At 69.0% G+C, this 21,269-nt stretch carries 18 protein-coding genes; 4 read left to right on the top strand and 14 right to left on the bottom strand.

The genetic code is table 11. The annotated features are described in order from the left end of the window. Positions 1–40 precede the first annotated feature (40 nt). The 3 genes from ACIGII_RS14720 (at position 41) to ACIGII_RS14710 (ending at position 3,647) form a co-directional block, all read left to right on the top strand. Positions 41–1,903 (top strand): ankyrin repeat domain-containing protein, encoded by a 1,863-nt coding sequence (locus ACIGII_RS14720; protein WP_399639180.1) that lies wholly within the window; start codon positions 41–43, stop codon positions 1,901–1,903. 118 nt (positions 1,904–2,021) lie between these two features. Beyond that, positions 2,022–2,837, top strand: a complete 816-nt coding sequence (locus ACIGII_RS14715; protein WP_399639181.1) for a S1/P1 nuclease — start codon at positions 2,022–2,024, stop codon at positions 2,835–2,837. A 9-nt stretch (positions 2,838–2,846) separates the two neighbouring features. Continuing rightward, on the top strand, positions 2,847–3,647 hold the full coding sequence (locus ACIGII_RS14710; RefSeq protein ID WP_399639183.1) for an MBL fold metallo-hydrolase: 801 nt from the start codon (positions 2,847–2,849) through the stop codon (positions 3,645–3,647). Positions 3,648–3,667: 20 nt separating this feature from the next. Here ACIGII_RS14710 and ACIGII_RS14705 read toward each other — a convergent pair whose 3' ends face one another. From ACIGII_RS14705 to ACIGII_RS14695, 3 genes are read right to left on the bottom strand one after another with little or no spacing between them, the layout of a single operon-like run. After that, a complete protein-coding gene (locus ACIGII_RS14705; RefSeq protein ID WP_399639185.1) occupies positions 3,668–4,219 on the bottom strand; it encodes a hypothetical protein in 552 nt (183 codons plus the stop codon). Between the two features lie 8 nt (positions 4,220–4,227). Continuing rightward, complete coding sequence (locus tag ACIGII_RS14700; protein WP_399639187.1) at positions 4,228–5,475, bottom strand: TonB family protein; 1,248 nt, start codon at positions 5,473–5,475, stop codon at positions 4,228–4,230. Continuing rightward, complete coding sequence (locus tag ACIGII_RS14695; RefSeq protein ID WP_249833028.1) at positions 5,468–5,833, bottom strand: BlaI/MecI/CopY family transcriptional regulator; 366 nt, start codon at positions 5,831–5,833, stop codon at positions 5,468–5,470. Before ACIGII_RS14695 ends, ACIGII_RS14700 begins: the two co-directional genes overlap by 8 nt. A 124-nt stretch (positions 5,834–5,957) precedes the next feature. Between ACIGII_RS14695 and ACIGII_RS14690 the strand changes: the two genes are divergently transcribed. Next, a complete protein-coding gene (locus ACIGII_RS14690) occupies positions 5,958–7,907 on the top strand; it encodes an acetyl-CoA hydrolase/transferase C-terminal domain-containing protein (RefSeq protein WP_399639189.1) in 1,950 nt (649 codons plus the stop codon). 57 nt (positions 7,908–7,964) lie between these two features. Here the strand turns inward: ACIGII_RS14690 and tkt are convergent, their stop codons facing one another. The 11 genes from tkt to ACIGII_RS14635 all read right to left on the bottom strand — a co-directional run bounded on the left by tkt (position 7,965) and on the right by ACIGII_RS14635 (position 21,258). After that, complete coding sequence (gene tkt, locus ACIGII_RS14685; RefSeq protein ID WP_399639191.1) at positions 7,965–9,974, bottom strand: transketolase; 2,010 nt, start codon at positions 9,972–9,974, stop codon at positions 7,965–7,967. A gap of 158 nt (positions 9,975–10,132) precedes the next feature. Continuing rightward, entirely contained in the window at positions 10,133–10,552 is a 420-nt protein-coding gene (locus tag ACIGII_RS14680; protein WP_399639193.1) for a hypothetical protein, read from the bottom strand. Between the two features lie 83 nt (positions 10,553–10,635). Continuing rightward, positions 10,636–11,961: a dicarboxylate/amino acid:cation symporter gene (locus ACIGII_RS14675; RefSeq protein WP_399639195.1), complete on the bottom strand. Its 1,326-nt coding sequence runs from the start codon at positions 11,959–11,961 to the stop codon at positions 10,636–10,638. Positions 11,962–12,022: 61 nt separating this feature from the next. After that, entirely contained in the window at positions 12,023–13,705 is a 1,683-nt protein-coding gene (locus ACIGII_RS14670; RefSeq protein WP_399639196.1) for a BatD family protein, read from the bottom strand. Continuing rightward, a complete protein-coding gene (locus ACIGII_RS14665; protein WP_399639198.1) occupies positions 13,702–15,402 on the bottom strand; it encodes a VWA domain-containing protein in 1,701 nt (566 codons plus the stop codon). The genes ACIGII_RS14670 and ACIGII_RS14665 overlap by 4 nt, the downstream gene beginning before the upstream one ends. Beyond that, on the bottom strand, positions 15,399–16,400 hold the full coding sequence (locus ACIGII_RS14660; protein WP_399639199.1) for a vWA domain-containing protein: 1,002 nt from the start codon (positions 16,398–16,400) through the stop codon (positions 15,399–15,401). The genes ACIGII_RS14665 and ACIGII_RS14660 overlap by 4 nt, the downstream gene beginning before the upstream one ends. Then, the gene (locus ACIGII_RS14655; protein ID WP_399639201.1) at positions 16,400–16,861 is read right to left on the bottom strand and encodes a DUF4381 domain-containing protein; all 462 of its coding nucleotides are present in this window, start codon (positions 16,859–16,861) and stop codon (positions 16,400–16,402) included. Before ACIGII_RS14655 ends, ACIGII_RS14660 begins: the two co-directional genes overlap by 1 nt. Beyond that, a complete protein-coding gene (locus ACIGII_RS14650) occupies positions 16,858–17,784 on the bottom strand; it encodes a DUF58 domain-containing protein (RefSeq protein ID WP_399639203.1) in 927 nt (308 codons plus the stop codon). The genes ACIGII_RS14655 and ACIGII_RS14650 overlap by 4 nt, the downstream gene beginning before the upstream one ends. Before the next feature lie 7 nt (positions 17,785–17,791). Beyond that, on the bottom strand, positions 17,792–18,823 hold the full coding sequence (locus ACIGII_RS14645) for an AAA family ATPase (RefSeq protein ID WP_399639204.1): 1,032 nt from the start codon (positions 18,821–18,823) through the stop codon (positions 17,792–17,794). A gap of 90 nt (positions 18,824–18,913) precedes the next feature. Then, positions 18,914–19,183: a YkgJ family cysteine cluster protein gene (locus ACIGII_RS14640; RefSeq protein WP_399639206.1), complete on the bottom strand. Its 270-nt coding sequence runs from the start codon at positions 19,181–19,183 to the stop codon at positions 18,914–18,916. 98 nt (positions 19,184–19,281) lie between these two features. Further along, on the bottom strand, positions 19,282–21,258 hold the full coding sequence (locus ACIGII_RS14635; RefSeq protein WP_399639208.1) for a type IV pilus secretin PilQ: 1,977 nt from the start codon (positions 21,256–21,258) through the stop codon (positions 19,282–19,284). Positions 21,259–21,269: the final 11 nt, after the last annotated feature.

Raw genomic sequence — 21,269 nt, 5'->3', positions numbered from 1 at the left:
CCTCATCCCGCCTCTCTCCAGCCGCTGCTGAAGGACCGACATGACCCGCATTCCCTCGCAACTTCCCGCCAATGCCGCCGCCCCGCGCCGACCGCTTCCCAGCCTGAGCGAAGGCTTCAACCTGATCGCAGGCCAGATCAACCGGACGCCGGCCATGGGCAGGCTCTGGTCCATTCTCAATGTGACAACGCCCAGCGTGAGCACAGCGCAGACTCCGGCGCTGCCGCAGGGCAGGATCGACTTCCAGGAAGTCTCCGAATCGTCAGATGAGGACGCCCAGTCCGCCTGCAGCGGCGACGACCACCTGGAACCCGGTGATCTCTCCGCGCTGGAGCTGGAAAGCACCCGCGCCGCCCTGGCGGTCCTGAAAGACGAGCACGCCCGCCTGCCCGAGGGTGACGCGCGTTCGCACTACCAGGCGCAGATCGCCAAGCTCGAGTCGGCCCTGCACAGCCAAGACCAGGCAACGCCGAACACGGTGGTGGTGCTGAACGTTGCCGCTTCGACCGCCCCCCAGGCAGGGCCGGCCTGCACCTCGCCTGTGGTCGACCTGCCACCCGACGCGCCACTGGTGCGGGTCGAGCAGGCCCTGGCGATTGTTCCTGCGGCACAGCGCACCATGACCAGTACCTTGGTTGAACTTGGCAGGGAGGCCGTTCAACGGGTCATTGCCCTGCCACCGCGCTCCCTTGCGAAGATAATGCCCAACGAAAGGGCCCTGTTGCCGCGCAACGTTCCTACCTTCAAGACGCTGGGCCAACGCACTGCCATGGAGGCGGCGAGCAACAGCCTGCTTGCCAACGTGCGCCGGTGGGGCAGCGCCCAGGTGCAATCGCTCAACGTCAAGCTGGCACACCAGATCGAACAGCAGGAGAAATCCAACCGGACGCGGCAATCGGCGCCCTTCAACGCGCTGGAGCGCGCCTGTCTCGTTGACGCCAGCACCTCCCCACTGCGGCGGGTGATGAAGCCGACAAGCGACACCACCATCAAGAAGCTGCTCGAGAAGTCCAACCCTGACGCCGGCAGCTACGGTGCCGCACACTGCGCGGTGATCTCCAATCATCCCAAGCGCCTTGAAACACTGCTGCGCGCCAGTGCTGGAAAGATCGACGTCGACATGACGTCCGAGGTGTACGGCGCCACAGCGCTCGAACTCGCCGTGGAACATGGGTACTGGGAGTGCACCGAGATACTGCTGCGGGCGGGCGCGAGGCCTACCCTGCGCGCGTTCGTATCGCAGGCCGAGGACGGCAATGTGGACAGGTTCCGGCAGCTGCATGCCCACTGGCAGTTATTGGAAAGGAAGAACGCGCGCGCATGCGATGCGACGGAGCCGTTCGACTTCCGGCAGGCATTGGGCACTGCGGTTGCGTTCAACGCATTGGATATCGCGCGCTACCTGTTTGAGCAGGGTGTCCGGCCGCGTGACAGAAGCTACCTCATGCTGCAGTTTGCCGCCGAGAAGGGGCACGCCGCGATGCTGAAGCTGTTGCTGGACCATGTCCCACCCGGAATCGCCTACCCGTCCGATGACTCCAACGCAGAGCAGTCCCCGCTGGCATTCGCCATGCAGGGCGGGCACGTCAAGGCAGTGGCGGTGCTGCTCGGGGAAAACGCCGACCCGCAGTTCGTGAGGGCGGTGACGGACAGCTTCGAGGCGGCAACGGCAACGCTTCCCCGCGCTGACAAAGAGCGGCTCGCACCGGTGACGACGCTGCTGCGCAGCTGGCTGCAGCAACCGCAGCAGCGCCCTGCGTCCGATACCTCGCCCGCCCTGGCGCTGATGGCCCAGCATGGCAACGCCGCGAATGAGTCGCGCGTGGGTAATGCTCCATCTTCCAGGCACAGCCGCAAGGTCTTCGACCCCTCCTACGTGTTCTCGCGCCCAGTGGCGCTGTAGCGCACCGGCCCCGGTAGAATCGCGGATTCCGCCGGGGCCATCCCGTTGCGCCGGCGGCATGGCCAGTCGGCCAGATCCGGAAAAGGTCAGCACGGGGGCGGATCGTTAGAATGGGCCGATGAAAATCGCCTCCTTGTTGACGTCCGCCGCGTTGCTGGCCGCCCTCACCCTGGTATCCACCGACGCCCTGGCCTGGGGCGCGCAGGGCCACCGCCTGGTCGCCCGCATTGCCGAACCGCGCCTGACCCCGCAGACCCGCGCCGAAGTGGCGCGGCTTCTGGCCACCGAGCCGGGGGCGACTCTGGCCTCCATTGCGCCGTGGGCCGATGAACTGCGCGCCAAGGATCCCGGCCTGGGCAAGCGTTCGGCCGGCTGGCATTACGTGAACATCGGCGAGGATGATTGCCACTACGAGGTCGAGCGCAACTGCCGCAGTGGCAACTGCGTGGTGGAAGCGTTGAAGATCCAGACCGCCCTCCTGGGCGACCGCAGCCGCCCCGATGCCGAGCGCGCGCAGGCACTCAAGTTCGTCGTGCATTTCGTCGGCGACATCCACCAGCCCATGCATGCCGGTTACGGCCATGACAAGGGCGGCAATGACGTCCAGGTGCAGTTCAACGGGCGCGGTACCAACCTGCATTCGCTGTGGGACAGCGGCATGCTGAACACCCTCAAGCTGGACGATGACGCCTATGCCCGGCGCCTGGCCGCGCTGAAGGCGCCCAAGGTGGGCAAGCGCTCGGCGATCGGCACCGATGCGGTGCAGTGGGCCGAGGCCAGCTGCCGCATCGCCATTGCACCTGGCGTTTACCCGGCCAAGCGTACGCTGACGCCCGAGTACACCGCCACGTACCTGCCGGTCGCCGAAGCCGAACTGCGCCTGGCTGGCGAACGCCTGGCGGTGCTGCTCAACGACACGCTGGGTAAGCGCTGAGGTTTCACCATGTCACCGCACGTCGCCAGTTTCTTCCATCCGGACAGCAACACCTTCAGTTACGTGGTGCATGACCCGGCCACCCGGCAGGCGGCGGTGATCGACCCGGTGCTGGATTACGACCCGGACACCGACGCGGTCGGGACCGGTGCGCTGCAGCCGCTGCTGGCCCATGTGCGCGAACACGCGCTGGAGGTGCGCTGGCTGCTGGAAACGCACGCGCATGCCGACCATGTCAGCGCCGGGCGCTGGCTGAAACAGTCGTTCCCGCAGGCGGTACTGGCGATGGGCGGCGGCATCGTGGAGGTGCAACGCACGTTCGCTCCGCGCTATGGGCTGGACGTGCCCACAGACGGCTCACAGTTCGACCATCTGTTCGCCGATGGCGAGCGCTTTGCCGTGGGTGACATTGCAGCGGAGGTCATTGCCGTTCCCGGACATACCAGCGACAGCGTGGCGTACCGGATCGGTGATGCCCTGTTCACCGGCGATTCGCTGTTCATGCCCGATGGCGGAACCGCACGCTGTGATTTTCCCGGGGGCGACGCCGCCCTGCTGTACCGCTCGATCCAGCGCCTGCTTGCCTTGCCCGATGCCACCCGGGTGTTCATCTGCCACGACTACGGTCCGGGTGGGCGTGAAGTCGCCAATGAAACCACCATCGGTGAGCAACGCGCACGCAACATCCACCTGCATGACGGGGTGAGCGAGGCGGCGTTCGTAGCGACCCGTCAAGCGCGCGACGCCACGCTTGACGAGCCGAAGTTGATGCACCCGTCGGTAAAGGCGAACATCCAGGGCGGGGCGTAAAAACCGCGCAGCGCGTGGTTTTACCGCGTCTTCACCGTGTGCTGGCCGTGCACGATCTCGAACGTGAAAGCGTAGAACAGGCTTACTGCCACCGGTTCCACCCGCTCGGCATCGCGACAGTCGCTGCGGTCGGCCGGCGCGTGGCCCGCGGCGAAGTGGCAGACCGCCGCCGGCGAGTAGCGCCACATCGCGACCGCTTCCCGTGCCGCTTCCACCAGCACCCGGTTTTCGGCGGCAGCGCCGGCAATGCACTCACTGCGCCCACTCACCGGCATGCTGCGTTCCACCGTGCCGTCGGTGCTCACCACCACCTGCAGGCAGACCGTGGTCGGCGGCAACTCCCGGCGCGGATCGCGCTCCCCCAGCACCGGGTCCGGCGCCGCGTAGAGTTGCGGCATCCGGTAGCCCTCGCCGGGTTTGAGGGTATAAGCCTCCACCTGCCATGACCCTCCCGTCGCGGCAGCCGGCAGCCGCTGGTGGCCGACCGTTTCGGCCCGTGAATCCACCGTGGTGAGGCGGTCGTGGCCGGCACAGCCAGCCACCCCCACCACGAGCGCAACTGCCGCAGGCAACTGCCACCTCACTGGCCGGTCACCGTGTCAGTCATGGCGAAGTTCACTGGAATGCGGACCGCGCCCGCCACCGCTTTGCCGTCCTTCATCGCCGGACGGTAGGTCCACTGCCGGGCTGCAGCGATCGACGCGGCGTCGAACACGCCCGGGTTGGTTGCACTGAGCACGCGCACATCGCTGACCCTGCCCTGCGCGTCCACCTCCACCCGCAGCACCACTTCGCCGCTCTGGTTGTTTTCGAAGGCGCTGGTGGGGTAGCTCGGCGGCGGCATCCTGTCGATCGTCACCGGGCGCTCCCGTTCTGCCTTGGCCGCATCCCGCTGCGCAGACTGGAACGGTTCGGCACTGATTGCCGGGCTGCCACCGCTGCCACCGCTGCCGCCCTGGCTGGCCCAGGCGACCGCGCCCAGCCCCATGCACAGCCCCACCACCAGTACCTGGCCGGTCACCCACGGCAACGCGCTGCGCTTGTGTTCCTTCATCATGGCAATTCGCTCCTTCAACATCGGTTGGCTGCGCCAGTGGCAGGCCATGGGCGCAACCGGGTGGACCAACTGCGCCTTCAGCAGCGCGTTGGCGTAGAGCCGGCGCGAAGCCGGATGCGGGTCGACCGTGCGTGCGTCGCAGGCCAGTTCCTGGTCGCGGAGGAAGCGGCGCGAGGCCCACGGCAACAACGGATGGAACCAGAACAGGCAGCGCAGCAGTGCCAGCGCGGCATTGGCCCAGTGATCGCCATGCCGACGATGCTGGCATTCATGCTGCAGGATCAGCGCGCGTTCGGCCGCGCTGAAGCGCAGGTCGAAATCCGGGCCGACCACCACGCGCGGTGACCACAGGCCCACCAGCGCCGGCAGGCCGGGGTCGGCGCTGGCTTGCCAGCTGCCATCGCTTCGCCGCTGCAAAGCGCCCATGCCACGTTCGAAGCGACGCTGGCCACGCCATTGCAGGGTGCCGGCAAGCAGTGCGCCGGCCGCCCACAGCGCGACCAACAGCGTTGGCCACAGCACCGCGTCGGTTGGCAGCACCGGGGCGCGCAGCGCCGACCCCAGCGCGTGTACCGGCGTGGCCTCGTCGAGCGGCGCGCCGGGAAGCGGCAGCAGCGTTGCCAGCAGCACGAGCGGCAGCAGCCACCAACTGCGGTACACCAGCGGTGCACCGCCCAGCCGGCGCAGCAGCGGGCGCAACGCGGCCAGCAACATCGCACCGATCGCAAGCCACATGCTTGCCAGCAGCACTCCCTGCAGCAGCTCAGTCATGGTCCAGCTCCTGGATCAGCTTCTTCAGTTCGGCGATGTCCTGCGCGCTCAGCTCGCCGCGTTCGCTGAAATGGGCCACCAGCGGCGCGACCCGGCCGGCGAACAGCTTGTCCAGCAGGCCGCTGCTCTGTTCGGCCACCCAGGCCTGGCGCTGCAGCACCGGCGAGTACAGATAGCGGCGGCCATCACGGCTGGCGCTGATCGCGCCCTTGGTAAGCAGGCGGTTGAGCAGGGTCTTGATGGTGGGCTCGGCCCAGTCGCGGTCGGCCAGCGCCGCCACCACCTCGTCGGCCCCCTGTGGGTGCCGGTTCCAGAGCACTTCCATGACAACGGCTTCGGCTTCGCTGATCTGGCTCATCATTTACATCCGTAATCGATGAATAGATTACGCGCGTAATCCTTGGCCCTGTCAAGCCCCTGCGTCGCGGTCCGTTCAAGCCGGAAGTGCTGTAATGCTTTTCAAGACTTTGCAGGAACGCCGAATGACCGAGCATCTCACCGACCTGGACGCTGCCACAGACTGGCTGTTGCAGCGTGTTGACGGGCCGCTGCGCATCGGCGCACCACTGGCACTGGGCAAGCCGCACCGGCTGCTCAACGCGCTGTATGCGCGGATCGAGAACGACCCGTCGCGCCCGCTGCAGATCTACACGGCGCTCTCATTGAACCCGCCCAAGCCCGGCGGCGGGCTGGAAGCGCGGTTCATGGCCCCGTTCGCGGCGCGCCATTTCGGCGAGGATTTCCCGCGCCTGGCCTACGCCGACGCGATGGTGCGCGACCGCCTGCCGGCGCACGTGCAGGTGGAGGAGTTCTACATGCAGTCTGGCGCGCTGCTCGGTTCATCGCAGGCCCAGCGCGGCTACACCAGCCTCAACTACACCCATGCCGCCGATGCGGTGGCGCAGCGCGCGCCGCACGCGATCGTGCAGAAAGTGGCGATGCGGCCCGACGACCGGCGGCTGTCGCTGTCGTGCAACAACGACATCACCCAGGACACGATCGACGCCATGCTGGCGCGGGGCCTGCCGCGCCCGCTGCTGATTGCCGAGATCGATCCGCAGCTGCCCTACCTGGGCGGCTCGGCCACGGTGGATGTGTCCTTCTTCGACCTGGTGATCACGCCGCCCGCGCCCTATCCGGCGCTGTTCGGCCTGCCTCGCCAGCCGGTCACCGATGCCGACTACGCCATCGGCCTGTACGCCAGCGCGCTGGTGCGCGACGGCGGCACGCTGCAGATCGGCATCGGCACGCTGGCCGATGCGATCAGCCATGCGCTGGTGCTGCGCCACACCGACAACGCCCGGTACCGGCAGATCCTGCATGCGCTGGATCCCACGCTGGCCAGCCACCCCACGGTGCTGGAATGCGGGGGACTGGACCCGTTCGAGGTGGGCCTGTACGGCTGCAGCGAGATGCTCAACGAAGGCTTCCGGCGGCTGGTGCAGACCGGCGTGATCCGGCGCAAGGTGCACGATGACCTGGGGTTGATGGAGCGGATCGAGAGCGGCAGCACGCTTACCATCGATCACGCCACGCTGGAGGCCGAGGGCGAGTACCTGCACGGTGCGTTCTACCTGGGTTCACCGGAGTTCTACCAGTGGCTGCGCGAGCTGCCCGACGCGGAGCGCAGCGCGATCGGCATGCGCCGGATCAGCGAGATCAACCAGCTGTACGGCGGCAACGAGACGCTGGAGCGTCTGCAGCGCCGCCACGCGCGCTTCTTCAATTCCTGCATGATGGCCACCGCGCTGGGCGCGGCGGTCTCCGATGCGCTGGAAGACGGTCGCGTGGTGTCAGGCGTAGGCGGCCAATACAACTTCGTGGCCATGGCCCACGCCCTGCCCGAGGCACGCAGCGCGCTGATGTTCCGCGCGGTGCGCGAGGACAAGGGCCGGCTGCAGTCGAACGTGCGCTGGAACTACGGGCACACTACGATCCCGCGCCACCTGCGCGACATCTACATCAACGAATACGGCATCGCCGACCTGCGCAACCTGACCGACGAGGACTGCGTCATCGGCATGGCCGGCATCACCGATGCGGCGTTCCAGGGCGAACTGCTGCAGACCGCGAAGGCCTCGAAGAAGCTGGACGCCGGCTTCACGCCGCCCGAGCACTGGACGCGCCGCAACACCGCCGCCGCAGTGAGCGCGTCGTTGGCGCCGTTCCGCCAGTCCGGCGCCCTGCCCGATTACCCGCTGGGCAGCGATTTCACTGACGTGGAGCAGCACCTGGTCAAGGCGCTGGGCTGGCTGAAGCAGAACACGCAGACGCGGGGCGCCAAGCTGCGCACGGTGCTGGCCGCGTTGACCCAGCAGGCCGGCGACGGCGACGTGGTGTACCTGCAGCGGATGGGGCTGGACGCGCCGAAGACATTCGGCGAAAAGATCGAAGCGCGGTTGGTGCGGCTGGGCCTCGCGCGCACCGCGTAACAAAAACGGCGCTTCCGTTTCGGGAAGCGCCGTCTGGACTGCGTCGGTTGCTGGCGCTTAGTTGGCCAGCTGTGCCTTGGCGGCGGCCACCACGTGTTCGGTGGTGATGCCGAAGTGCTTGTACAGCGCTTCGGCCGGTGCGGAGGCACCGAAGGTGTCGATACCGACCACCGCGCCGTCCAGGCCCACGTACTGGCGCCAGAAACCGGTGACGCCCGCTTCTACCGCCACGCGGTTGCGCACCGCGTTCGGCAGCACCGCTTCGCGGTAGGCCGCGTCCTGGCGCTCGAACACGTCGGTGGAGGGCATCGAAACCACGCGGGTCTTGATGCCGGCGGCGTCCAGTTCGGCCTTGGCGGCCACGGCCAGGCCCACTTCCGAACCGGTACCGATCAGGATCACGTCCGGCACGCCGCCCTCGGCGTCGGCCAGCACGTAACCGCCACGGGCGATCTGCGCCACCTGTTCGGCGCTGCGCGGCTGGTGCGGCAGGTTCTGGCGGCTGAACACCAGGCAGCTCGGACCGTCCTGGCGGGTGATCGCCGACTTCCAGCTGACCGCCGACTCGACCGCATCGCACGGACGCCACACGTCGTTGTTCGGGATGTAGCGCAGCGAGGCCAGGTGCTCCACCGGCTGGTGGGTGGGGCCGTCTTCGCCGAGGCCGATCGAGTCGTGGGTGTAGACGTGGATCGCATGCGCCGGGATCAGCGCGCTCATGCGCACGCCGTTGCGGGCGTAATCGCTGAACACCAGGAAGGTGGCGTCGAACGGAATGAAACCGCCGTGCAGCGCCAGGCCGTTGGCGATCGCGGTCATGCCGAACTCGCGCACGCCGTAGTACACGTAGTTGGCGTTCGGGTCATCGGTGGCGACCGACTTGCTGGCCTTCCACAGGGTCAGGTTGGAATGTGCCAGGTCGGCCGAACCGCCCACCAGTTCCGGCAGCAGCGGTGCGAAGGCTTCAATGGCCAGCTGGGAGGCCTTGCGCGAGGCGATGGTCTGGCCTTCGGCCTGGACCTGGGCAATGTACGCATCGGCCTTGGCCACGAAATCGGCCGGCAGCTCGCCGTGCGAACGGCGGGTCAGCTCTTCGGCTTCAGCCGGATACTGCGCGGCGTACTTGTCGAACTGCTGTTCCCACTCGGCCTGGCGCAGGGTGCCGGTACCGCCGGCACGCCAGCCGGCGTAGATGTCTTCCGGAATCTCGAACGGGCCGTAGTTCCAGCCCAGCTGCTTGCGGGTGGCTTCCAGCTCGTCCTTGCCCAGCGGTGCGCCGTGGCTGGATTCCTTGCCGGCCTTGCCCGGCGAGCCAAAACCGATCGTGGTGCGGCAGCAGATCAGGGTCGGCTTGTCGTCCTGCGCCAGCGCGCTGTCGATGGCGGCCTTGATGCTGTCCGGGTCATGCCCGTCGACACCGCGCACCACGTTCCAGCCATAGGCTTCGAAACGTTCGGGGGTGTTGTCGGTGAACCAGCCTGCGGTGTTGCCGTCGATCGAGATGTGGTTGTCGTCCCAGAAGCAGACCAGCTTGCCCAGCCCCCAGGTGCCGGCCAGCGACGCGGCTTCGTGGGAAATGCCTTCCATCAGGCAGCCGTCGCCCAGGAACACCCAGGTGCGGTGGTCGACGATCTCGTGCTCGGGACGGTTGTAGCGCTGGGCCAGCAGCTTTTCGGCCAGCGCGAAACCGACCGCATTGGCCAGGCCCTGGCCGAGCGGACCGGTGGTGGTTTCCACCCCGGGAGTTTCATGGTGTTCGGGGTGGCCGGCGGTCTTGCTGCCGAGCTGGCGGAACTGCTTGAGCTGTTCGATCGGCAGGTCGTAGCCGCTCAGGTGCAGCAGCGCGTACTGCAGCATCGAGCCGTGGCCGTTGGAGAGCACGAAGCGGTCGCGGTTGAACCACTTCGGATTGTTCGGGTTGTGACGGAGATAGTCGTTCCAGAGGACTTCCGCGATATCCGCCATGCCCATCGGCATGCCGGGGTGACCGGACTTGGCGGTTTCGACCGCATCGGCGGCAAGGAAGCGGATGGCGTTGGCCAACTGGCGGCGGGTGGGCTGCGTCATGGTTCTGTCGGGGTCGGGAGGCGGCCGCGGAGCTGCGGGCGGCCTATTGTCCCATAGTCCACCGGCCTGGTCAGGCCAGTCAGGGCCGTGAAGACGGCTGCGGTACACCAACAAAAACGCCCCGCAAGGCGGGGCGCTTTGGATCCGGGTGTGGGCGGTCAGCTTTCGCCGGTGGCCGCGTTGATCACCGCGCAGGTGGACTCACGCTGGAACTTCTCGCCGGTCATGTAGCCACCGGGAGTGAGCTTGGTGACCTCGACCTTTGACGCGTTGGCACCTTGCGGGGTGATGGCCACGTTCCACGGCAGGGTGACCTGGCCTTTGCTGCCCTGCGTGTTCTGTTCGAACATCAACAGGCCCGATTCCTTGTCTTCCGACCTCAGGGTCAGGCCCGACTTCACCCCTTCGATCTTGATCCGCTTGTAGGCAACCTCCGCGCTCACCGGGACCACGTCCCAGCTGGTGAACGTACGGCCCGCGAAATAGCTGCCGACCTGCTTGTAGTTCGGGCAGTCCGACTTGGCGCTGGCGTTGAAAACCAGCAGGCCAAGCGTGGCCGCGATCAGATACTTCCTCATCTGTAGTACTCCTTTCCCCGCACGACGCCAACCCCGACGCCTTCCATGCGCGGAGGTCAGTATCCATGTCATTCCCTGCGCGATCAATTGCCGGGTACGACAGGCTCCGAAGTGTGAACATCATCACTCTCACCCTTCGCCACCAGCGTGGTCAGGGCCAGGTCGCCGGTGACGTTGAGCGCGGTACGGCACATGTCCAGGAAGTGGTTCACGCCCAGGATCAGGCCGATGCCCATCGGGTCGACGCCGACCATGGCGCAGATCATCGCCACCACCGGCAGCGAACCGGAGGGCACGCCGGCGGTCCCGATGCCGCCCAGGATGCAGACCACCATCACCATCAGCTGCTGGGTGATGCTCAGGTCCACGCCGAAGAACTGCGCCAGGAAGATCACCGTCACGCCCTCGAACAGCGCGGTGCCGTTCTGGTTGGCGGTCGCGCCCACGGTCAGCACGAAGCGCGAGACCTTCTGCGGCAGGCCCATCTGGTCGGCCACGCGCAGCGCGGTCGGCAGGGTGGCGTTGCTGGAGGCCGTGGAGAAGGCCATCACCGTGGCCTCCTGGGTGTCGCGGAAGAATGCCAGGGGCGAGCGGCCCGACAGCCATACCGCCACGCCGTAGCTGACCACCATGTGCAGGCCCAGCGCCAACACCACCACGCCCACGTACGCGCCCAGGCGGATCAGCAGGTCGAAGCCGAAGATCGCCGCGAGGTTGAACATGAAGCAGGCCACCGCATAGGGCGCCAGGCGGATCACCAGGTTGATCAGGGTCATCGACACTTCGAACACGCCTTCGATGACCTTGCGCAGCGGCGCGGTCTTTTCGTCCGGCGACAGCACCATGCCGATGCCGAACATCAGCGCGAAGAACATCAGCGACAGGATCGCGCCATTGCTCGATGCCGCAGCCAGCACGTTGCTGGGCACGATCGAGAGCAGCATGTCCATGCCCTTGGGCTGCTCGCCGATGTTGGCCACGATCTCGCGGCTGCGCTCCACGTTTTCATGCAGCAGCTGCTGCGCCATGGCCGGGTCCACGCCCACGCCCGGCTTGAGCACGTTGACCAGGACCAGGCCCAGGCCGACCGCCACGCCCGACAGCAGGACGGTATAGGCCAGGGTTTTCCAGCCGATCCGCCCGAGCGAGCGGATGTCGCCCATCTCCGACACGCCCATCACCAGCGCCGAGAAGATCAGCGGCACGATCAGCATGAAGATCAGGTTGAGGAACAGCCCCGACAACGGCGTGGTCAGGTAGGTCATCACCACACGGGCCGCGTCGGGCAGCCAGGGAATGCCGCCGCCGATGGCGTGGACGATCAGGCCGAGCGCGAGGCCAAGCCCGAAGCCGATAGCCATTTTCCAGTGCAGTGGCAGCTTCTGCCGGGGTGTTGCGGCGTCGGTCATCGGAGCGGCGTTCCTTGAAGATAAGTAAAAGAGCTTAGCAAAGCCGACCGGTCCGGCCCCTTCAGCGGGCCGGGGGATACAGCGGCGGCAGCGGAGTATCTGCCGCTGCCGCGGCCGCTTGCCAGTGCGGTCCGTCATGGAAGGCGCGCCGCAGCGCCTGGCGCGCCTGCGCCATGTCGCCGCCTTCGGCACTCCAGCGCGCGGCCTGCAGGTCGCGCAGGGCGTGGCGCTGGGCCGGCTCGGCCAGCTGCGCCACCACCGCCTCCAGATCGTCACGGACCCCGCCCATGGCCGCCAGCAGGGTCACGATCTCATCCAGGGCCTGGTGGTCCAGTGCCCGACGCAGGTCGCCGCGCGAGGGCCGGCGGGCCCCCGCCGCAGGAAGGGGTACTACCGGGGTGCCACCCGCTGCGTCAACGCGGCGGCGGCGGCGCCAGCCCCAGGCCAGGGTCAGCAGCCACAACACGGCAAACGCCAGCGCGGCGGCGATCCATCCCCACGGGCGGGTCCCGGCGGCACCGGCCGGCGCCACGGTGTCGGCCACGTCCGGCAGCGCCGAGGTCGTGTCCAGCGCCAGCGGCGCGGGCGCACGCCCGGGCGCGCCGGCTGCCACCGCCACGCTCAGGTCGGGCAAGCTGGCGCGGCGTGCCTGCCCGGCGCGCACGTCCCACCAGTCCATGCGCAGGCCGGGAATGGCCAGGGTGCCGGGCTGGCGCGGCACGACCGAGTAACGCCGGGTCAGGGTCAGCCGCGGACTGCCGCCATCGAAGGTTTCGTCGTACTGTGGCGGCTCGGCGAAGACCTGGGCCGCCGGGCCGGCATCCAGCGGCGGCAGCTCGGGGAACTGGGCGTGCGTGGCCCCGTCGGCGACCGCCTCGACCACGACGGTGATCGCCTCGCCGGCACGTCCGCGGGTAGGCGCGGCGGTATAGCGCAGGCGCAGGTCGTGCAGCGGCAGCCACGGCTGCGGTGCCGCGTCCGGCTGTGCGCGCACCTGCAGGGTGCGGTCGGGGGCGCTGGCACGCAGCCGGCCGTCACCGCCGAACAGGTCATCGAAGAAACCGCCGGCGCTGCGCCCGTTGAAGCGCGCGCCTTTCAGCAGCAGCGGGCCGCTGCGCTCGGGAATCAGCAGGTAGCGGCGCTCCACCACGTTGTAATGGCGTCCATTGAGCTCGCGGACCAGGCTGCGGTCTTCGCCCACCCGCTGCAGCGACGCGCCGTCAGGGGCGTCGAATCCCAGCTCGCCCGACAGCAGCTGCGAGGCGTAGTAGAGGCGCACCACCACGCCGACGCTTTGCTGCACATACGGATCGGGATCGTCGACGTCGACTTCGACGAAGGCCTTCGCATTGCCCGGTACGGCGGCCGATGCACCGGCGCTGGCCGCCACGGTCAGCGACAACGGCGCGGTCAGCGCGTTGCCGACCCGCAGCGGCGGAATGGTCAGCACCCCGCTGCGGCGCGGGCTGAGCGCCACGCCATACAGCGAACGCGACTGCATCGCCCCTTGCCGCCACTGCACCTGGCGGCTGCTGCTCTGGCCACTGAGCTCGAAATCGGCCTGCAGCGGCGTGTAGTCCGGCGCGCCGCCGTCCGATTCGATGTTGAGGGTCACCGTGTCGCCCTCGCTGATCGCATCGCGGTCCAGCCAGGCCCGTGTCTGCGCGCTGGCCAGCCCGCTTACGCAAAGCAGCAGCCACAGGCAGGCGCGCCACGGGGTACGCGTGGAGATCGCTGGGGTCATGGTCCTTCCCGTTTCCTGCGTTCGTTTTCCAGCTGGAATTTGGCCCGCAGCAGGCTGCCGGGATCGTCCGGCACGCGCCGCATCCAGGCCTCCACGGCCTGGCGCTGCTCGCGCTGCTGCGGGGTTTCGTTGGCCAGGCGTCGCTGCGCGGGCGGGGTGTCGGACGCCGCCTGCTGGCGCCGCATGGCCTCATCCATGCGTTGGCGCTGCGCGGCGTCGGCGCGCGCCTGTTCGGCCGGGTCCGGCGCGGCACTGCCCTGCCGCTGCTGCGGCTGTCCTGCCTGGCCCTGCTGCTGCGGGCCCTGCTGCGGTTGATCCTGCTTGCCGTTCTGATTCTGCTGGTTCTGCTGGTTCTGCTGTTGCTGCTGTTGCTGCTGGCCACCGCCCTGTGGCGGCTTGCGCTTGCGCGCGGCCTCCACGGCGGCGCGGTTGGCCACGGCATCGGGCATGCCGGGGCGCTGGCGCAGGGCGTCGTCGTAGGCGGCGATCGCAGCGTCGTACTGGCCCTGGCGCGCCAGCGCGTTGCCCAGGTTGTAGTGCGCCTCGGGTCCGTCGAGGCCCTGGAAATGTTGCTGGGCGGCCGCGAAGTCGCCGCGCCGGTAGGCCTCCACGCCAGCGGCGATACGCTGCTGCTCGCGCTGGTCGGCGCGCTGCCACAGCGAGGACTCGGCCGCGTAGGCCGGCGCGGGGCCTGCCAACGGCAGCAGCAGGCAGAGCGCGATCGCGGCAACCGCGCCGCGCCGCCGGAAGGCCCACAGCGACAACAGCATCAGCGGCGGCAACAGCCAGAAACCTTCATCACGCCAGGCCAGGCCCCCGCCCTGCCGACGTTCGCTTTCCGCCGCACTGCTGCGTGGGGTCAGCACGCCCAGCGCGCGCAGGTCGGCATCATCGGTGGCCACGCTGGCATAACGGCCACCGCCGGCGCTGGCCAGCGCGCGCAGGCTGTCCGGGTCCAGCTGCGCGCGCTCGATCTGACCAGCGCTGCTCCGGTACGCGGCGCCGCCCGGCGTGCCCAGCCCGAGCACCGAGACCCGGATGCCCTGCGCGTGCGCAGCGGCAGCGGCCGCCCGCGCGGCGTCGTCGGCGTGGTCGGTCAGCAGCAGGATGTCGCCGCCCCTGGCACCGGATTGCTGCAGCAACAGGACCGCGGCTTCGATGGCGCGGTCGGCACGCTGGCCGTCGCGCGGCATCACGTCCGGGCCCAACGCATCCAGGTACAGGGCGACGTTGGCGTGATCGGCAGTCAGCGGTGCCACGGTGAAGGCATCATCGGCATACGCCAGCAGCGCCAGCTCGCCACCGCTGCGCCTGGCCAGCAGGGTGGCCAGCTTGGCCCGCGCCTGCAGCAGGCGCGACGGCGGCAGGTCGGTGGCGGTGATCCGCGAGGAAAGGTCCAGCGCCACCACCAGCGGCGACGGTGCCTGCCACAGCGGTTGCACCACCTGTCGCCAGCCGGGGCCGGCCAGCGCGAGCACGGCCAGGGTCCAGCCCAGCAGCAGCAGCGCCAACCCGCCCCAGGCGCGGCGTGCGCCGGCAACCAGCAGGTGCGGCAGCAGGTGCGGGTCCACGTTCCGGCGCCAGACGCTGCCGCGGCGGCGGCGCCAGGTCCACAGCAGCGCGATCAGCGGCAGCACCGCCAGCGCCCACAGCGCATGGGGCCGAGCCAGGTGCAGTGGCAGGTCGGCCAGGCTCATGCCCACCGCCTCGGCAGCAACCAGCCGACCCCACCCAGCAGCATCGCCAGCGCCAGTGGCCAGCCGTAGCGCTCGATGCGCGGGCGGACCGCGGCACCGGCCGCGGTGACCGGTTCCAGCCGGTCCAGCTCGGCATAGATGCCGGCCAGCTCGTCGGTGTTGCGCGCGCGGAAGGCGCGGCCGCCGGTGAGCTCGGCGATACGGCGCAGGGTCGCTTCGTCGACCGGATCGTCGCCGGCGGCGATCTGCACCCCGAACAGGCTCATGCCGCCGTCGCCCCCGAATGCCACCGGGTACACCCGCACGCCTTCGGCCTTGGCCAGCTCGGCCGCACGCAGCGGCGGCAGCACGCCCGCGTTGCTGACCCCATCGGTGAGCAGGATCAGCACGCGCTGGCCCTCCGGCTGTTCGCGCAGGCGCTTGACCGCCAGCGCGATCGCGTCGCCGATCGCGGTGTCGCGGCCGGCCAGTCCGACTTCGCTGTCGGTGAGCTGGTTGCGCACGGTGGTGAGGTCGGCGGTGATCGGGGTCAGGGTGTAGGCACGCTCTCCGAAGATCAGCAGCCCGACGCGGTCGCCGGCACGGCGGTCGAGGAAATCGGCCAGCACGGCCTTGGCCGCGGACAGCCGCTGCACGACCTGCGCACCGAGCATCATGTCCGGCTCGCTCATGCTGCCGGACACGTCCACGGCCAGCATCATCTGCCGGCCCTGCTGCGGCGGCACGATCGGTTCGCCCAATGCCTGCGGTCGCGCCAGCGCCACGCACAGGCTGGCCCAGGCCAGCCACAGCAGCCACCGGGCGGGCCGCCACGTCGCTACGCCCCTTGGCTGGCCCAGTTCGGCCAGCACGCCGGCCGCGTAGGGCACCCGCAATGCCGGGGTCGACGTGGCGCGCTGCGGCCACAGGCGCATCAGCCACGGCAGCGGCAGCGCCAGCAGCGCCCACGGCCAGGCGAAGGTGTCCAGCCACGGCAGCCAGGCCAGCAGGGACGGCATCATCGCGCCGGCCCCCCGATCAGGGCCAGGAAACGCGCCCGCGCCAGTGGACGCAGGCGCTGCACCGCAGCCGCATCCAGCGACGCCCGGTACGCGCCGTCCAGCAGCAGGCGGCCGTCGCCATCGGAAAACGCGCGGCTGCCAGGTTCGTCCAGGAATTCCAGCCAGGCCTGGCCCTGCAGCAGTTCCGCCCCGGCCTGCCGGCGGCGGGCGGCGCGCCGCAACAGGTCGGCCATCGCGGCAACCTGGGCGGTGCCGGTGCCGGCCTCGTCCACGGCGTGGTCGAATACCCGCAGCCAGCGGCGCTGGCGGCGCCGGCGCTGCGCGCGCCAGGCCCACAGCGCGAGTGCAACCAGCGCCAACGCGCCCAGCACCAGCCACCAGCCCAGGGGCAACGGCCACCACGACGGAAACGGGGGCAGGTGCACATCGCGCAGCGGCAGGGAGGTGGCCGCGCTCATGCGACCACCGCCGAGGGCAACGGCCCCAGCCAGCAATCGCTGGGATCATCGGTACTCACCACATGGACCTGGATGCGGCGCGCGCCGAGACTGCGCTGCAGTGCCTCCAGCGGTTCAACGAAGCGCGCATGCCAGTGCGCGCGCACCGCAGCGTCATGCAGGTCGAGCACGACCTGGCGCCCCTGCGACAGGAACGGCAGCACCGCGTCGGGCGGGGCCAGTTCCAGCGGGTCGGCCATCAGCAGGAGCTGTACTTCATGGTGCATGGCCAGCGCGGTCCAGCGCGGAATGTCGATGGCCGCCGCACGCGCCGGGTCGGCCAGCACCACCACCCGCGCGCCGGGTCGCAGCACGCGCGCGGCCTGTTGCAGGGCGCTGTCCAGGCCGGCATCGTCGGTCGGCGGTGCGGCGTACCAGCGGGTCAACGCGTCGAGCACGCGCAGCACCCCGCGGGTCCCCCCCGCCGGGGCGATCGGCGCCTCGGTGCGGCTGCCGCGCAGGGCGCTCAGGCGATCGCCCTGGCGCTGCGCCAGCCAGGCGGCGACGGCGCCGACCCGGGCCGCCTGCACGGACTTGAAACGCACACGGGTGCCGAAGTACAGCACCGGGTCGGTGTCGGCGACCAGCAGCGTGAGGCGTTCGCGCTCGGCCTGGAACAGTTTGGTATGCGCGCGCCCGGTGCGCGCGGTCACCCGCCAGTCGATGTGGCGCGCGTCGTCGCCGGGAACGTAGTCGCGGGACTCGGCGTACTCCATCCCGCGCCCGCGCATCGGCGACGGGGCCTGCCCGGCATGCACCAGGCGGCCACGCCGCGCCGGCGCAAGCCGGTGCGCGCTGCGCCGCAGTGCCACCAGCTCGGCCAGGCTGGGCTGTACACCATTGCCGGCCAGCGCGGCGCCGGCGGTGTCGTCGGACAGGTGCATGCCGCGCTCAGGGCACCGGCACGCGGGCCAGCAGTTCGGCCACCAGGCGTTCGCCGTCCCAGCCCTCGGCCGTGGCTTCGTAGCTGGGCAGCACGCGGTGGCGCAGTACATCGGGCGCCACGCTGCGCACGTCGTCCGGGGTGACGAAGTCGCGACCGGCCAGCCAGGCACGCGCCCGCGCGCAGCGTTCCAGCGCGATCGAGCCACGCGGGCTGGCACCCCAGGCGATGCGGCGCGCCAGGGCCGGGTCGTAGCGGGCGGGGTCGCGGCTGGCCAGCACCAGTTCGATCAGATAACGCTCCAGTGCCGGTGCCATGTGCAGCTCCAGGATCGCGCGGCGCGCGGCGAACACGTCGTCCAGCGGCATGCGCGACGGCGACGGCGCCGGCGTGCCGAGCGCGTCTCGGGCACGTTCACGGGCCAGGCGCAGGATCTCGGCTTCGGCGGTGGAATCGGGGTACCCGATCCGCACGTGCATCAGGAACCGGTCCAGCTGCGCTTCGGGCAGCGGGAAAGTGCCTTCCTGTTCGATCGGATTCTGGGTCGCCATCACCAGGAACAGCGCGGGCAATGCGTAGGTATGCCGACCGACGGTGACCTGGCGTTCGCCCATCGCCTCCAGCAGCGCCGACTGCACCTTGGCGGGGGCCCGGTTGATTTCATCGGCGAGCAGGATCGGGTGGAAGATGGGGCCCGGCACGAACTCGAAGCGACCCTCCTGCGGGCGCCAGATCTCGGTGCCGGTCAGGTCCGCCGGCAACAGGTCAGGCGTGAACTGGACCCGCGAAAAGTCCGCGTCCAGGCGCGCTGCCAGGGCACGGATGGCGGTGGTCTTGGCCAGGCCGGGCGCACCTTCCACCAGCAGGTGGCCGTCCGCCAGCAATGCAGTGAGCAGGCGTTCGACCAGCGCATCCTGGCCGACGATCTCGGCCGACAGCGCTTCGCGCAGCGCGCGGAAACCGGCGTGCAGGCGCTCGTGCTCCGGTGCGGGGATGACAGGCGTGGGGACGGTTGCAGGCATGGGGGGTGGCAGGTTCATGGGTCCATCTGACCACGCGACAGGCGTAAGGTTCCGCAGCCATCATGGCAGGGCCGGGCCGGCGATGGGATCAAGATTGCCTGAACGCGGCTACGCGCGATCGCCGCCATCGAAGATGGCGCTGCAGTAGGGGCCGGCCATCTTGAACCGCCTGCATACCTCCGGCCGCGCCGCATAGATGCCGCACGCCATGGTGGAACGGTCCAGCGCCACGCACCAGCCGTCGTCGGCCTTGGCCATTGCGCGCGTGCCATCGCCAATGTTCACGGTCAGGTTCGACGGCATCGACTCGGACGCGGCCAGTACCGCCGTCAGTCGGCAGCATTGCGCGGTGCAGCCGGAGCAATGTGCCAGGGTCATGCCGCGAGCATAGCCCCATGAGCTTGCCGTGCCATGAACAAAAAAAAACCGGCGCCCCAAGGGGCGCCGATTCCAGGTCAGGCAGCTGCAACGGCGGCTCAGTTGGTCTTGGCCACGCGCAGCACCTTGGGGGTGACGAAGACCAGCAGTTCGGCCTTGTCCTTGTTGCGGCTGCGCTTCTTGAACAGGTTGCCCAGGAACGGCACGTCGCCCAGGAACGGCACCTTGTTGACGCTGTTGCGGTCGGTGAACTCGTACACGCCACCGATCACCACGGTCTGGCCGTCGTCGACCAGCACCGCGGTATTCACTTCACGGCGGTTGATCGAGGGCACCTGGCCGTAGCCGTCCAGCACGATGTAGCTTTCGACTTCATCCTTCTTGACCGACATGTTCAGGAACACGCGGTTGTCGTTGGTGATGGTCGGGGTGACCTTCAGTTCCAGCAGCACTTCCTTGAACTGCACGTTCGGCGTGGCGGCCTGGCCGCCGGTACCACCGGTGATGGTGACGTAGCCGATTTCCTTACCCTGCTTGATCACCGCTTCGCGCTGGTTGGTGGTGACCACGCGCGGGTTGGAGATCACTTCACCGCGCGATTCCTGCTGCATGGCCGACAGTTCGACGTCCAGCAGGTAGCCGGCGTTGAGGATCGACAGCGCCAGCGAACCCGGATTGCTGGCCGCTGCCACCGGCAGGTTCCAGTTCAGGCCGCCGGTGCTGATGGGCCGCGGCGCACGCACCGGGATCGGACCGGTACCGCCACCGGCCGCCCACTCGTTGAGCGCTTCCTGGTATTCGGTTGCGTTCTCGCCGTCGCTGGTGATGTTTTCGTGGTTGGTGTTGGTGTTGCCGCTGAAGTACACGTTGTCGCGGCTGCCGGTGATGCCGAACTTGGCACCCAGTTCACGCGCGAAGGTGTCGGTGGCGATGACGATGCGGCTCTCGATCAGCACCTGGTCGACCGGGCGGTCGATCACGTTGATCAGCTCGCGCATGCGCGCGACCTTCTTCGGGATGTCGCTGATCATCAGCGTGTTGGTGCGCTCGTCGGCGACCAGGCGACCGCGCGAGGACAGGAACCCGCTGTCTTCCTGAGAGCTGCCGCCACCGCCACTGCCACCGCTGCCACCGCCGCCGCCGATGCCCTTGGCTTCGGTCAGTGCTTTGAAGATCTGCGCGGCATTGTGGTAGTTGATCTGGACGTAGTCGGTGATCAGGTCTTCGCGGTTCTCGATCGCGATGCGCGCGTCTTCCTTGTCCTGCTCGAACTTGGCCAGCTCCGGCTGCGGCGCAACCCAGATCACACCGCCCTCGCGGCGCTTGTCCAGGCCCTTGGCACGCAGCACGATGTCCAGCGCCTGGTCCCACGGCACGTTGATCAGGCGCAGGGTGACGTTGCCGGCGACGCTGTCGGAGGCAACCACGTTCAGGTTGGACTCCTCGGCGATCAACTGCAGCACGGTGCGCACCGGCACGTCCTGGAAGTTGAAGGTCACCGGCTTGCCGCTGTAGCCCCGCTGGGCCACGGCCGCCGCCGCCTGGGTCACCGTGGTGGCGTTGATCGCGCCGGTGGCCGGGGCGCTCTTGCGGGCGCTGATCTCAACCACGTACTCGTTGTCGGTCTGGTAGGCCAGCGACTCGAACGCGGTATTGGTGTTCAGCACCAGCTGCGTGCCACCGCCGTACGGCTTCGGGTCGATGCGCTGCACCGGGGTGGCGAAGTCGACGACGTTGATCGACTTCTGCAGGGTGTCCGGCAGGGTCGCGTTACCGACGTCGATGACCACGCTGTTGCCCTGCGTGCGCAGGTCCGGGTTGGCGCCCTTGCCGTCGAACTGCAGGATCAGGCGGCCGCTGCCGTCTTCACCGCGCTTGAAGTCGATCTTGGACACCGCCAGCGAAGCCGGTGCGGCGGCCGGCGCAGCGCCAGCCCCCTGGGTGGTTGCCGCAGCGGCCGGCGTGGCCGCCATCAGCGTGCCATTGGCCACCATGAGCGCGACTCCCAGCGCGCACAGGTGGATCAGCTTCGGGCGCCGGACGGGACGCTGCAGCATGGCGTTGGAAAAGGTCATCGTGCTATCCC

It is taken from the genome of Stenotrophomonas sp. NPDC077420 (assembly GCF_044543385.1).
GTDB lineage: Bacteria > Pseudomonadota > Gammaproteobacteria > Xanthomonadales > Xanthomonadaceae > Stenotrophomonas.
This window is presented reverse-complemented; position numbering and strand designations above follow the sequence as displayed.